A 12,975-nucleotide genomic window follows, 5' to 3' on the forward strand; every position below is an offset into this window, starting at 1 on the left:
CGAAGTTGAAAGATACATTTGTTGAAAAAGTAGATGACTTTGTAAAGCAGCATGATGTATTAAAAAATGATTCAACAATTGTTGTGGGAGTTTCTGGTGGTCCTGACTCGTTAGCGCTTTTATATTATTTATTAGAAAAAAGAGCGGAAAAACAGTTGGAAATTGTAGTAGCTCATGTGGATCATATGTTTAGAGGTGATGAATCTCATGAGGATTTACGGTTTGTGCAGGGCCTTTGTGAAGAACTGGGAATTATTTGTGAAACGATAAGGATTAATGTATCACAATATCAACAGCAATACGGAATGAATGCACAGGTTGCTGCTAGAGAATGCAGATATGCATTTTTGGAAAGAATAATGAAGAAATATGATGCAAGATATGTTGCTCTTGGACATCATGGAGATGATCAAGTCGAGACAATTTTAATGCGTCTTGTAAGAGGGAGTACTCCGAAAGGATATGCAGGAATTGCAGTGAAGCGTCCTTTTCATAATGGGTATTTAATTAGGCCGTTACTTGGGGTAACGAAGGAAGAAATTGTTGATTACTGTAATAAGCTAAATTTAATGCCACGTATAGATCCGAGTAATAAAAAGGAAGTATATACAAGGAATCGATTACGTAAATATGTCCTTCCTCATTTGAAAGAAGAAAATCCACAAGTGCATGAGAAATTCCAAAAATTTAGCGTGCAGATGCAAGAGGATGAGGCTTATTTGCAGGAATTAGCTTTTGAGAAAATGAATAAAGTAATTACAAAAAAAAGTGATAAACAAATTAGCTTATCAATTCCTGCCTTTGAATCCATGTCTATGCCTTTACAAAGAAGAGGGATTCAACTAATATTAAACTATCTTTATGAATATAAGATTCCATCTTCTCTTTCTTCCATACATATTGACAAGGTGATTGAGTTTTTTAAGCGGACACAACCTTCAGGTTCACTTGATTTTCCAGGTGATTTGAAAATTGTTCGTACATACGAGGAGTGTAGCTTTAGATTTAAACAAGAAATTGTTTCTCCTTTTTTACAAGATTTATCAGTACCCGGGACCATTACGCTATTGAACGGGGATGAATTTGTAACAGAGGTGAGCGAAGATATACCAAGTAACATGAATGAAACAGTATTTGTTGCTAAGTATAATGATATATCATATCCACTTCGTATTCGTTCTAGGGAAAATGGAGATCGCATGTCAATACAAGGTATGAATGGCACAAAAAAGATAAAAGCTATTTTTATCGAAGCAAAAGTACCGAAAGAAAAAAGAGAAGAATGGCCGGTCGTTTGTGATGCAAGTGGGACCATTATTTGGGTACCCTTGTTGAAGCGATCTGCATTTGCAATTTCGAAAGAGATGGCAAAGAAGGATAAATATATGATTATTCACTACAAAAGCAAGGAGTCTTCCGGGAGGATAATGAAATGATGAATCAAGATATCGAAAAAGTATTAATTTCTGAAGAGCAAATACAAGAAAAGGTGCGCGAACTAGGTGCAATTGTTGCAGAGGATTATAAAAACACAGTACCTCTTGCAATTGGTGTATTAAAAGGCGCAATGCCATTCATGGCAGATTTATTAAAGAGAACAGATACATATCTTGAAATGGATTTTATGGCTGTATCTAGTTACGGTCACTCTACAGTTTCAACAGGCGAAGTGAAAATTTTAAAAGATCTTGATACTTCTGTAGAAGGTCGCGATATTTTAATCGTCGAAGATATTATTGATAGTGGTCTTACACTAAGCTACTTAGTAGACTTATTCAAATATCGTAAAGCGAAGTCTGTAAAAATTGTTACATTATTAGATAAGCCAACAGGCCGTAAGGTTGATCTGAAAGCGGATTATGTTGGATTTACTGTTCCACATGAATTTGTAGTAGGATATGGATTAGATTATAAAGAGCAGTACCGTAATCTTCCTTATGTAGGCGTATTAAAACCAAGCGTTTACTCAAATTAATTAAATATAGGCTTCACAATTGTATAGGAAAGTTTTTCTATGTTACGATTTACTATAGTGTTTATGCCGTGAGAGGAGGTTAGGAATGAATCGTATCTTCCGTAATACCATCTTTTATTTACTGATATTCTTAGTAGTAATTGGAATCGTGAGCTATTTTAATGGTTCGACACAAAAAACGACATCAGTTAGCTACGACAAATTCATTACTAAACTAGAAAGCGGTGAAGTGCGTAATGTGCAACTTCAACCGAAAAATGGTGTATTTGAGGTAAAAGGACAATTTAATAACTCTAGCCAAGGAGAACAATTTGTTACTTATGCACCAAATACTGAGGAATTACAAAAGAAAATTAATGATAAAGCGAAAGGTGCCGAAGTTAAGTATCAACCAGCAGAAGAAACAAGTGCCTGGGTAACATTCTTTACTTCAATCATTCCATTTGTCATCATCTTCATTTTATTCTTCTTCTTATTAAACCAAGCTCAAGGCGGCGGTAGCCGTGTTATGAACTTCGGGAAAAGTAAGGCGAAGTTATATAATGATGAAAAGAAAAAAGTTCGTTTCAGAGATGTTGCTGGTGCGGATGAAGAGAAACAAGAACTTGTTGAGGTAGTTGAATTCTTGAAAGACCCTCGTAAGTTCTCTGAAGTTGGTGCTCGTATTCCAAAGGGTGTCCTATTAGTTGGACCTCCAGGTACAGGTAAAACTTTATTAGCACGTGCTGTTGCAGGTGAGGCTGGCGTTCCATTCTTCTCTATCAGTGGTTCTGACTTCGTAGAGATGTTTGTGGGTGTCGGTGCATCACGTGTACGTGATTTATTTGAAAATGCAAAGAAAAATGCTCCTTGTATCATTTTCATTGATGAAATTGATGCAGTAGGGCGTCAACGTGGCGCAGGTCTTGGTGGTGGCCATGATGAGCGTGAGCAAACGTTGAACCAATTACTTGTTGAAATGGATGGATTCGGTGCAAACGAAGGTATTATTATCATCGCTGCGACAAACCGTCCTGATATTCTTGATCCAGCATTATTACGTCCAGGTCGTTTTGACCGTCAAATTACAGTAGATCGTCCAGATGTAAATGGCCGTGAAGCTGTACTGAAGGTGCATGCTCGTAATAAACCGCTTGATGAGAATATCAACTTAAGAGCAATTGCAACTCGTACGCCAGGATTCTCTGGTGCTGATCTTGAAAACTTATTAAACGAAGCTGCTTTAGTAGCTGCGCGTCAAGATAAGAAGAAAATTGATATGAGTGACATTGATGAAGCAACGGATCGCGTTATTGCAGGTCCGGCTAAGAAAAGTCGTGTTATCTCTGAAAAAGAACGTAATATCGTTGCTTTCCATGAAGCGGGTCATACTGTAATTGGTGTTGTTCTTGATGAAGCTGATGTCGTTCATAAAGTAACAATTGTCCCTCGTGGTCAAGCTGGTGGATATGCAGTAATGCTTCCGAAAGAAGATCGTTACTTCATGACAAAGCCAGAGTTACTTGATAAAATCACTGGTTTACTTGGTGGTCGAGTAGCTGAGGAGATTGTATTTGGTGAAGTGAGTACAGGTGCTCACAACGACTTCCAACGTGCGACGGGCATTGCAAGACGTATGGTTACAGAATTCGGTATGAGTGATAAGCTTGGACCAATGCAATTTGGTAGTTCGCAAGGTGGTCAAGTGTTCTTAGGAAGAGACTTCCATTCAGAGCAAAACTACAGTGATGCAATTGCACACGATATCGATGTAGAAATGCAAACGATTATGAAAGAATGTTATGCTCGTGCAAAAGACATTCTTACTGAAAATCGTGATAAGCTAGATCTTATTGCAAAAACGTTACTTGAAGTAGAAACGTTAGATGCTGAGCAAATCAATCATTTATGTGATTACGGCAGATTGCCAGAACGTCCAACATCTTCAGATGATGTGAAAGTAAACATCAACATGAAGAAAGACGATGAAGATAAAGAAGATAAGTAAGAAACGAAGGAGTGACTATCGTCACTCCTTTTTTGTTTGTTAAAACCTTTGTTAATTATTATTGAGAACTTAGTGGATAAAGTAATTTAAGTAAAACTAGTATTAAAAATTGAAATAGAGAGCAATCTTTTTGTAAAATGATGAGGATAGGAAAGCTGATTATATAAGTATGTGTGATATGATGTTTTTATAAGTTTTATACATACTGCACAAATATAGATTAAATAAGATAAGTGGTGAGAATATGATTTTTGTATTGGATGTAGGGAACACAAATGCTGTACTAGGTGTGTTTGAAGAGGGGGAACTTCGTCAGCATTGGCGCATGGAAACAGATCGTCATAAGACAGAAGATGAATATGGAATGCTTGTAAAGCAATTGCTTGAGCATGAAGGTCTTTCGTTTGAAGATGTGAAAGGTATTATTGTGTCTTCAGTCGTACCACCAATTATGTTTGCTTTAGAGCGCATGTGTGAAAAATATTTTAAAATTAAACCGCTTGTAGTAGGGCCTGGGATAAAAACAGGGCTAAATATTAAATATGAAAATCCGCGTGAAGTAGGCGCAGACCGAATTGTAAATGCAGTAGCAGGAATCCACTTATATGGAAGTCCGCTTATTATTGTTGATTTTGGTACGGCTACTACATATTGTTATATTAACGAAGAAAAGCATTATATGGGTGGAGTTATTACGCCAGGAATTATGATTTCAGCAGAGGCTTTATATAGCAGAGCAGCAAAACTTCCTCGTATCGAAATTACAAAACCAAGCAGTGTAGTTGGGAAAAATACAGTAAGTGCGATGCAATCGGGTATTCTTTATGGTTATGTTGGACAAGTGGAAGGTATTGTTAAGCGTATGAAAGAAGAAGCTAGACAAGAACCTAAAGTTATTGCAACAGGTGGATTAGCAAAATTAATTTCCGAAGAATCGAATGTAATTGATATTGTAGATCCATTTTTAACGTTAAAAGGTTTATACATGTTATATGAACGTAATGCAAATTTACAGCATGAGAAAGGTGAATAAATACGTATGAAAGATTATTTAGTAAAAGCGTTAGCGTTTGATGGAGAAGTGCGTGCGTATAGTGTACGTACAACAAATACAGTAAGTGAGGCGCAAAGACGTCATGATACATGGAGAACAGCTTCAGCGGCACTAGGGCGTTCTTTAACTGCGGGTACAATGATGGGCGCAATGTTAAAAGGTGAGCAAAAGTTAACGATTAAGGTAGAAGGTAACGGTCCGATTGGTCCTATCTTAGTAGATGCTCATGCAAATGGAGATGTACGTGGTTATGTAACGAATCCGCATGTTGATTTTGAAGGAACAGAACAAGGGAAGTTACGTGTATATCAAGCGGTAGGTACAGAGGGGTTTGTAACTGTAATTAAAGATATTGGAATGCGTGAGCCGTTTATTGGTCAATCTCCAATCGTTTCAGGAGAATTAGGAGAAGACTTTACGTATTATTTTGCAGTTTCTGAACAAACGCCTTCTTCTGTAGGTGTTGGTGTTCTTGTAAATGGAGATGATAGCATATTAGCGGCAGGTGGATTCATCCTTCAAATTATGCCGGGTGCGCAAGATGAAACGATTTCATTTATTGAAGACCGTTTACAAAAGATTCCACCTGTATCAACGTTGATTGAACAAGGACTTTCTCCGGAAGAGCTACTATATGCAGTTCTTGGAGAAGATAAAGTAAAAGTATTAGAAACAATGGATGTTCAATTTAATTGCACATGCTCACGCGAGCGTATTGAGAGTGTATTAATTAGTTTAGGTAAAACAGAGTTAGAGCAAGTTCGTGAAGAAGAGGAAGAGACAGAAGTTCACTGTCATTTCTGTAATGAACGATACAAGTTCTCTAAAGAAGATATTACAAATTTAATCGAGAATTTGTAATAAGGGAATTAAGAGGAGCAATCCTCCAAATGAATTGACAAACAGGGAATTTTCTGACAAAATCTAAATATAGATAAAACCAATAAAAATACTCGGTGTTAGGAGTGACAGGAATGCGAGTGGCACAATCAGTTTCAGAATTAATCGGGAAAACGCCGATCGTTAAGTTGAACCGCATCGTAGAATCAGACAGCGCAGATATATACTTAAAATTAGAATTTATGAATCCGGGGAGTAGCGTTAAAGATCGTATCGCATTAGCTATGATTGAAGATGCTGAAAAAAATGGATTATTAAAAGAGGGCGATACAATCATTGAGCCGACAAGTGGTAACACAGGAATTGGTTTAGCGATGGTAGCGGCTGCTAAAGGATATAATGCAATCTTAGTAATGCCAGAAACAATGAGTATTGAGCGTCGTAATTTATTACGTGCTTACGGTGCGGAATTAGTATTGACTCCAGGGCCTGAAGGAATGGGTGGAGCAATTCGTAAAGCGACTGAATTAGCAAAAGAGCATGGCTACTTTATACCACAACAGTTCAAAAACCAATCGAATCCAGAAATTCACCGTTTAACAACAGGTCCAGAAATTATTGAACAAATGGGTGACCAATTAGATGCGTTTATTGCAGGTATTGGTACAGGTGGAACGATTACTGGTGCTGGTGAAGTACTGAAGGAAGCGTATAAAGATATTAAAATTTATGCAGTAGAACCTGCAGATTCACCAGTATTATCTGGTGGGAAACCAGGTCCACATAAAATCCAAGGAATTGGGGCGGGATTTGTTCCGGAGACGTTGGATGTAGAAGTATATGATGAAATTATTCAAGTGAAAACAGAGCAAGCATTTGAATATGCGAGAAGAGTGGCTAAAGAGGAAGGTATTTTAGTTGGTATCTCTTCAGGCGCAGTTATTTATGCAGCAACAGAAGTTGCGAAAAAGTTAGGTAAAGGGAAAAAGGTACTTGTTATTATCCCGAGTAACGGTGAACGTTATTTAAGTACACCACTTTATCAATTTGAATCATAATTAAACGCGATTGAAAAAGCATCCTTGAAAAAGGGTGCTTTTTCTTTTGGGATTGGAAATAGGAAAAGAGTGAATGACTAGAAAACTTCATGTAAAATAAGAGGTAGTATAATTAAATTATTTTCACTAGCCTTCGAGTATAATCAATCTCTATATAAATAACTTATGTAGTTTGAGCTGGTTAATCTAAGAGGGTGGGATAAAAGAAGACGGGGTGTTGATATGCAACGAAGAAAATCTTTAGCGCTTTCTATTCCATATCAGTTAGATTTCTTTAAGCAATATAAATTTCTTTCTCAGGGTAAATCGCAACATATTTTGTTAGAAAGCGGCCGTGGCGGTCGTTATAACATTGTAGGGCTGAACCCAGTAGCGGTAATCCGAGGGAAGGATGAAACGTTACATATAAGTGAAAGTGGTAAGGAAACAATAAAACGAGGGAATCCGTTAGATTTAATGCAAGAATATATGGAACAATGGAAGACGGACTATAACCCAGAGTATCCGCCTTTTCAAGGTGGTGCAATTGGCTATTTCAGTTATGACTGTATCCGTTATATTGAAAAGCTGCCTTCTCTTGCGGAAGATGATATTAATATACCTGACATCTTCTTTTTATTATTTGATGACGTATTTGTCTATGATCAAAAAGAACAAGTGTTATGGGTTATTACGCATTATGTAGATAAATATGAAGAGGCAAAAGAACGGCTAAATGAGTGGAAGAGTCTTTGGATGACAGAAGCGCCTGAAGTGACTGTGCCCTTTGAAAGTCCTGAAAAGAAAAGTGAAGCAGTTGCTTTTACTGAAGCCGGCTTTATGAAGGCAGTTGAATGTATTCAAGAATATATTGGGGCGGGTGATGTGTTCCAAGTAAACTTGTCGACGAGACAAGAAAGAACGTTACAGACACACCCACTAGAAATTTATACAAGTCTTCGTGAAATTAATCCATCTCCATATATGGGTTACCTGGAGCTTGGGGATTTTCAAATTGTTAGTGGATCGCCAGAGTTGTTAATTAAGAAACAAGGAACTGAAGTAAGTACAAGACCAATTGCTGGAACGAGATCTAGAGGCGCAGATGAGCAAGAGGATAAAGAATTAGCAAGAGAATTAATTGAGAACGAAAAAGAAAGAGCAGAGCATGTAATGCTTGTGGATTTAGAAAGAAATGATTTAGGACGTGTTTGTAAATATGGCACTGTAGAAGTGGATGAATTTATGGTAATTGAGAAATACTCACATGTTATGCATATTGTTTCTAATGTGCGTGGTGAGGTGGAAGAAGATAAAGATGCTTTTGATTTAGTGAAGGCTGTATTCCCTGGGGGAACAATTACTGGTGCCCCGAAAATACGTACGATGGAAATTATTGAGGAATTAGAACCTGTTCGAAGAGGGATTTATACAGGTTCAATCGGTTGGATTGGTTATTCTGGAGATACAGAATTGAATATTGTAATTAGAACGCTTCTTGCTAAAGATGGAAAAGCTCATGTACAAGCAGGGGCGGGAATTGTAATTGATTCAAATCCAGAAAATGAATATAAAGAGTCGTTAAAAAAGGCGATTGCTTTATGGCGTGCAAAAGAACGTAGCGAAGAAACGGTTAGGTGAGAGAAATGATATTAATGATTGATAATTATGATTCTTTTACATTTAATTTAGTGCAGTTTCTTGGAGAACTTGGACAAGAGCTCGTTGTTAAACGTAACGATGAAGTGACCATTTCAGATATTGAGAATATGAAACCAGATTTTCTAATGATTTCTCCAGGTCCATGTAGTCCTAATGAAGCGGGGATTAGTATGGAAGTTATTAAATACTTTGCTGGAAAGATTCCGATTTTTGGAGTTTGTCTAGGGCATCAATCCATTGCACAAGTGTTTGGTGGAGAGGTTGTCCGTGCAGAACGATTAATGCATGGGAAAACGTCGCTTATGCATCATGATGGAAAGACGATTTTTTCGGATATTCCTAATCCGTTTACTGCGACGCGCTATCATTCCCTTATTGTTAAGAAAGAGACGTTACCCGATTGCTTAGAGGTAACATCTTGGACAGAGGAAGGAGAAATTATGGCACTTCGTCATAAGACATTGCCGATAGAGGGTGTGCAATTCCATCCGGAATCTATTATGACTTCTCATGGGAAAGAGTTGTTACAGAATTTCATTTGTAAATACAGTCCAAGTGCAACGTTATGTTAATTTACGTAAATGGTCAGTATGTAGAAGCAAGTGAGGCGAAAATTTCTCCTTATGATCATGGTTATTTATATGGTCTTGGAGTTTTTGAAACGTTTCGTATTTATAATGGTCATCCTTTCTTATTGGATGATCATTATGACCGTTTAATAGAAGCGCTGGATACATTGCAAATTAAATGGACAATGACAAAAAATGACGTGATGCTTATTTTGAAAGATTTACTCGCTAAGAATGAATTGAAGCATGCATATGTACGTTTTAATGTATCAGCGGGTATAGATGAAATAGGATTACAAACGGAAATGTATGAAGAGCCTTCGGTTATTGTTTTTATAAAACCTTTAACAGCTCCAGGAGATGTAGTGGAAAAAGAAGGTGTTATTCTAAAACAAGTGCGAAATACACCGGAAGGAACATTTCGTCTGAAGTCTCATCATTATTTAAATAATATTTTAGGGAAGCGTGAAATTGGAAATGTTGTGAGTAAGGAAGGTATTTTTCTTACTGAAGCAGGTTATGTTGCAGAGGGTATTGTTTCCAATCTATTTTTTGTGAAAGGTGATATTTTATATACACCTTCGTTAGAGACAGGGATTTTAAATGGTATCACTCGTGCGTTTATTATAAAGAGTGCTGAAGAATTAAATATAGAAGTAAAGGAAGGTTTCTTTACAAAAGATGAGCTACTTTCAGCGGATGAAGTCTTCGTAACAAACTCCATTCAAGAAATTGTTCCGCTTTATCGTATAGAAGCGCAGGATTTCCCGGGTAAAGTAGGAGTGGTTACAAAAAGTTTAATGTACCTTTATGGAATGCAAAGAGAGAAATTATGGAGCAGAAATGAATTACGAAGAGGAGATGTGTAGTTTGAAGTGGGATTATGATTTACGCTGCGGCGAATATACATTGAATTTAAATGAAAAGACATTAATTATGGGGATTTTAAATGTAACACCAGATTCGTTTTCTGATGGTGGGAGTTACAACGAGGTAGATGCTGCGGTACGTCACGCAAAAGAAATGCAAGGTGAAGGTGCTCATATTATTGATATTGGTGGCGAATCTACTCGCCCGGGTTTTGCTAAAGTATCAGTAGAAGAAGAAATAAAGCGAGTTGTCCCGATGATTCAAGCAGTTTCAAAAGAAGTAAAATTGCCTATATCTATCGATACATATAAAGCTGAAGTTGCAAAGCAAGCAATTGAGGCTGGTGCTCATATTATTAATGATATTTGGGGAGCGAAGGCGGAGCCGAAAATTGCTGAAGTCGCAGCTCATTACGATGTACCCATCATTTTAATGCATAACCGCGATAACATGAATTATCGTAATTTAATGGCGGATATGATTGCTGATTTGTATGACAGTATTAAAATTGCTAAAAATGCTGGTGTGCGAGATGAGAATATTATTTTAGATCCAGGTATCGGTTTTGCTAAGACACCTGAGCAGAACTTAGAGGCGATGCGTAATTTAGAACAGTTAAATGTGCTAGGTTATCCGGTTCTCTTAGGTACTTCGAGAAAGTCCTTTATTGGGCACGTATTAGATTTGCCAGTAGAGGAACGCCTTGAGGGAACGGGAGCTACTGTTTGTCTTGGTATTGAAAAGGGCTGTGAGTTTGTTCGTGTCCATGATGTGAAAGAAATGGCGCGTATGGCTAAAATGATGGATGCGATGATTGGTAAGGGGGTAAGGTAATTGGATAAAATTTATATCCATGATATGGAGTTTTATGGTTATCATGGCGTGTTCCCAGAGGAGAATAAATTAGGTCAGAGATTTAAAGTTGACTTAACGGTGGAGTTGGATTTAAAGCGTGCAGGGGAAAGTGATGACTTAGAGCATTCGGTCAATTATGGCGAGCTTTTCGAATTATGTAGAAAAGTTGTTGAGGATAGAAAGTATAAGCTTGTGGAGAGTATCGCTGAAAATATTGCTGCAGATATATTAAAACAATATGAAAGTATTTCGCGCTGTACAATTAAGGTAATTAAGCCGGATCCACCGATACCGGGTCATTATCGTGCTGTAGCAGTAGAAATTACGAGAGAACGTCCATGAACAATATAGCTTACATTGCATTAGGGTCAAATATTGGAGAGCGTTATACGTATCTAACCGAAGCGATTCAGTTTTTAAATAAAAATCCTTATATTCAGGTTGATGATATTTCATCTGTATATGAAACTGAGCCAGTTGGCTATACTGACCAAAGTTGCTTTTTAAATTTAGTTATAAAAATTTCTACCAATTTATCACCACAAGAATTATTGAAAGTAACACAAAAAGTAGAAAATGACCTAGGAAGAAAAAGGGAAATTAGGTGGGGGCCGAGGACTATCGACCTTGACATTTTACTTTATAATCAAGAGAATATTGAAGCAGAGAATCTTATTGTTCCGCATCCGCGGATGTTTGAAAGAGCTTTTGTTATCGTTCCGTTGTTAGAAATTAATCAAGACATAAAACAAAACATTTCATGTTCACAAGTAGAAGAAATGAAAAGGCGAGAGGGAGTAACGGTATGGAAGCAGAAAAATGGGGAAGACGCATTCGTGCTTTTCGAAAGCTAAAAGGTTACACACAAGAAGGTTTTGCTAAAGCACTAGGGGTATCTGTATCTGTTTTAGGTGAGGTTGAGAGAGGGAATAGATCGCCTTCTCAAGATTTTGTAGTAGAAGTTGCTAAGGCATTAAATGTTTCGATAGAGGAATTAATGCCAAAGTGATTGTACGGGAAGGAGTAGATTGATTGTTAAAGATTGCAAATATCGAGATGAAAAATCCGGTTGTACTAGCACCGATGGCGGGAGTGTGTAACTCTGCATTCCGTTTAACAGTAAAAGAATTTGGTGCCGGATTAGTTTGTGCTGAAATGGTAAGTGATAAGGCAATATTACTTAATAATAAAAGAACATTAGATATGTTATATATCGACGAGAGAGAAAAGCCATTAAGTTTACAAATTTTTGGTGGAGAGAAAGAAACTCTTGTAGATGCTGCGAAATATGTAGATAAATATACGACAGCAGACATAATTGATATTAATATGGGTTGTCCAGTGCCGAAAATCGTTAAATGTGATGCTGGAGCAAGGTGGCTTTTAGACCCGAATAAAATATATGAAATGGTAGCAGCGGTTGTAGATGCTGTTGAAAAGCCGGTTACAGTTAAAATGCGTATCGGTTGGGATGAAGAACATATTTTCGCAATAGAAAATGCTAGGGCTGTTGAGCGTGCTGGTGGCCAAGCTGTGGCGGTTCACGGACGTACACGAGTGCAAATGTATGAAGGAAAAGCGGATTGGGATATTATTAAACAAGTAAAACAATCTGTAAATATCCCGGTTATCGGAAATGGTGATGTCGCAACGCCGCAAGATGCAAAGCGTATGCTTGATGAAATTGGTGTAGATGGTGTTATGATTGGTCGTGCTGCTCTTGGAGATCCGTGGATGATTTATCGTACGGTAAAGTATTTGGAGACAGGTGAATTAATGCCGGAACCAACAGTGCGCGAGAAAATTGATGTATGTATGTTGCATCTAGATCGTCTTATCGACTTAAAGAATGAAAGTGTCGCTGTAAGAGAGATGAGAAAACATGCAGCTTGGTATTTAAAAGGTGTTCGTGGTAATGCGAGTGTACGTAATGGTATTAATGCTTGTAACACACGGGAAGACCTTGCGAATGTGTTAGGTACATTTGTAGAAGAAGTGGAAGCGAAACAACAAACAATTTACGTTGGTTAATAATGGACATAGGAGATTGACATTCTTCTATACACTTCCTATAATTACGTGAAAGAAAGAAGAGCTGCCAGTTAGTTGCTGGCAGTTTTTCTAGT

14 protein-coding genes are annotated in these 12,975 nt (G+C 37.4%); all 14 read left to right on the forward strand.

What is annotated here, in order from left to right; all coding sequences use genetic code 11:
* The first annotated feature begins 5 nt into the window (after positions 1–5).
* The 14 genes from tilS (at position 6) to dusB (ending at position 12,880) form a co-directional block, all read left to right on the forward strand.
* The gene (gene tilS / locus BHV55_RS00360) at positions 6–1,436 is read left to right on the forward strand and encodes a tRNA lysidine(34) synthetase TilS (protein WP_000655458.1); all 1,431 of its coding nucleotides are present in this window, start codon (positions 6–8) and stop codon (positions 1,434–1,436) included.
* A complete protein-coding gene (gene hpt / locus BHV55_RS00365) occupies positions 1,433–1,975 on the forward strand; it encodes a hypoxanthine phosphoribosyltransferase (protein WP_000981844.1) in 543 nt (180 codons plus the stop codon). The genes tilS and hpt overlap by 4 nt, the downstream gene beginning before the upstream one ends.
* Before the next feature lie 85 nt (positions 1,976–2,060).
* Positions 2,061–3,962, forward strand: a complete 1,902-nt coding sequence (gene ftsH / locus BHV55_RS00370) for an ATP-dependent zinc metalloprotease FtsH (protein WP_001079672.1) — start codon at positions 2,061–2,063, stop codon at positions 3,960–3,962.
* Between the two features lie 244 nt (positions 3,963–4,206).
* Complete coding sequence (locus tag BHV55_RS00375; RefSeq protein WP_000578368.1) at positions 4,207–4,995, forward strand: type III pantothenate kinase; 789 nt, start codon at positions 4,207–4,209, stop codon at positions 4,993–4,995.
* Between the two features lie 6 nt (positions 4,996–5,001).
* Positions 5,002–5,877, forward strand: coding sequence for a redox-regulated molecular chaperone HslO (gene hslO, locus BHV55_RS00380; RefSeq protein ID WP_000656372.1), 876 nt, complete (start codon positions 5,002–5,004; stop codon positions 5,875–5,877).
* A gap of 113 nt (positions 5,878–5,990) precedes the next feature.
* Positions 5,991–6,914 carry a cysteine synthase A gene (gene cysK / locus BHV55_RS00385; RefSeq protein ID WP_001261719.1) on the forward strand — a complete coding sequence of 308 codons (924 nt, stop codon included), beginning with the start codon at positions 5,991–5,993 and terminating at the stop codon, positions 6,912–6,914.
* 222 nt (positions 6,915–7,136) lie between these two features.
* Entirely contained in the window at positions 7,137–8,534 is a 1,398-nt protein-coding gene (gene pabB / locus BHV55_RS00390) for an aminodeoxychorismate synthase component I (RefSeq protein WP_070757066.1), read from the forward strand.
* Between the two features lie 5 nt (positions 8,535–8,539).
* A complete protein-coding gene (gene pabA / locus BHV55_RS00395; RefSeq protein ID WP_000602296.1) occupies positions 8,540–9,127 on the forward strand; it encodes an aminodeoxychorismate/anthranilate synthase component II in 588 nt (195 codons plus the stop codon).
* Positions 9,121–9,993 carry an aminodeoxychorismate lyase gene (gene pabC / locus BHV55_RS00400; protein ID WP_070757067.1) on the forward strand — a complete coding sequence of 291 codons (873 nt, stop codon included), beginning with the start codon at positions 9,121–9,123 and terminating at the stop codon, positions 9,991–9,993. Before pabA ends, pabC begins: the two co-directional genes overlap by 7 nt.
* Positions 9,968–10,828 (forward strand): dihydropteroate synthase, encoded by an 861-nt coding sequence (gene folP / locus BHV55_RS00405; protein WP_002103948.1) that lies wholly within the window; start codon positions 9,968–9,970, stop codon positions 10,826–10,828. The genes pabC and folP overlap by 26 nt, the downstream gene beginning before the upstream one ends.
* Positions 10,829–11,191 (forward strand): dihydroneopterin aldolase, encoded by a 363-nt coding sequence (gene folB, locus BHV55_RS00410; protein WP_000358062.1) that lies wholly within the window; start codon positions 10,829–10,831, stop codon positions 11,189–11,191.
* Positions 11,188–11,703, forward strand: a complete 516-nt coding sequence (folK, locus tag BHV55_RS00415) for a 2-amino-4-hydroxy-6-hydroxymethyldihydropteridine diphosphokinase (RefSeq protein WP_001059447.1) — start codon at positions 11,188–11,190, stop codon at positions 11,701–11,703. Before folB ends, folK begins: the two co-directional genes overlap by 4 nt.
* On the forward strand, positions 11,655–11,858 hold the full coding sequence (locus BHV55_RS00420; protein WP_000387024.1) for a helix-turn-helix domain-containing protein: 204 nt from the start codon (positions 11,655–11,657) through the stop codon (positions 11,856–11,858). The genes folK and BHV55_RS00420 overlap by 49 nt, the downstream gene beginning before the upstream one ends.
* Positions 11,859–11,881: 23 nt before the next feature.
* A complete protein-coding gene (gene dusB, locus BHV55_RS00425; protein WP_000912251.1) occupies positions 11,882–12,880 on the forward strand; it encodes a tRNA dihydrouridine synthase DusB in 999 nt (332 codons plus the stop codon).
* The last annotated feature ends 95 nt before the right edge of the window (positions 12,881–12,975 follow it).

Source organism: Bacillus sp. RZ2MS9 (genome assembly GCF_001816185.2).
In the GTDB taxonomy this organism is placed as follows: domain Bacteria; phylum Bacillota; class Bacilli; order Bacillales; family Bacillaceae_G; genus Bacillus_A; species Bacillus_A cereus.

Coding starts and splice junctions, on each gene's coding strand:
- cysK (WP_001261719.1), top strand. CDS start 5,991: ATGCGAGTGGCACAATCAGTTTCAGAATTAATCGGGAAAACGCCGATC.
- pabA (WP_000602296.1), top strand. CDS start 8,540: ATGATATTAATGATTGATAATTATGATTCTTTTACATTTAATTTAGTG.
- pabC (WP_070757067.1), top strand. CDS start 9,121: ATGTTAATTTACGTAAATGGTCAGTATGTAGAAGCAAGTGAGGCGAAA.
- BHV55_RS00420 (WP_000387024.1), top strand. CDS start 11,655: ATGGAAGCAGAAAAATGGGGAAGACGCATTCGTGCTTTTCGAAAGCTA.
- hpt (WP_000981844.1), top strand. CDS start 1,433: ATGATGAATCAAGATATCGAAAAAGTATTAATTTCTGAAGAGCAAATA.
- folP (WP_002103948.1), top strand. CDS start 9,968: ATGAATTACGAAGAGGAGATGTGTAGTTTGAAGTGGGATTATGATTTA.
- folK (WP_001059447.1), top strand. CDS start 11,188: ATGAACAATATAGCTTACATTGCATTAGGGTCAAATATTGGAGAGCGT.
- ftsH (WP_001079672.1), top strand. CDS start 2,061: ATGAATCGTATCTTCCGTAATACCATCTTTTATTTACTGATATTCTTA.
- pabB (WP_070757066.1), top strand. CDS start 7,137: ATGCAACGAAGAAAATCTTTAGCGCTTTCTATTCCATATCAGTTAGAT.
- hslO (WP_000656372.1), top strand. CDS start 5,002: ATGAAAGATTATTTAGTAAAAGCGTTAGCGTTTGATGGAGAAGTGCGT.
- BHV55_RS00375 (WP_000578368.1), top strand. CDS start 4,207: ATGATTTTTGTATTGGATGTAGGGAACACAAATGCTGTACTAGGTGTG.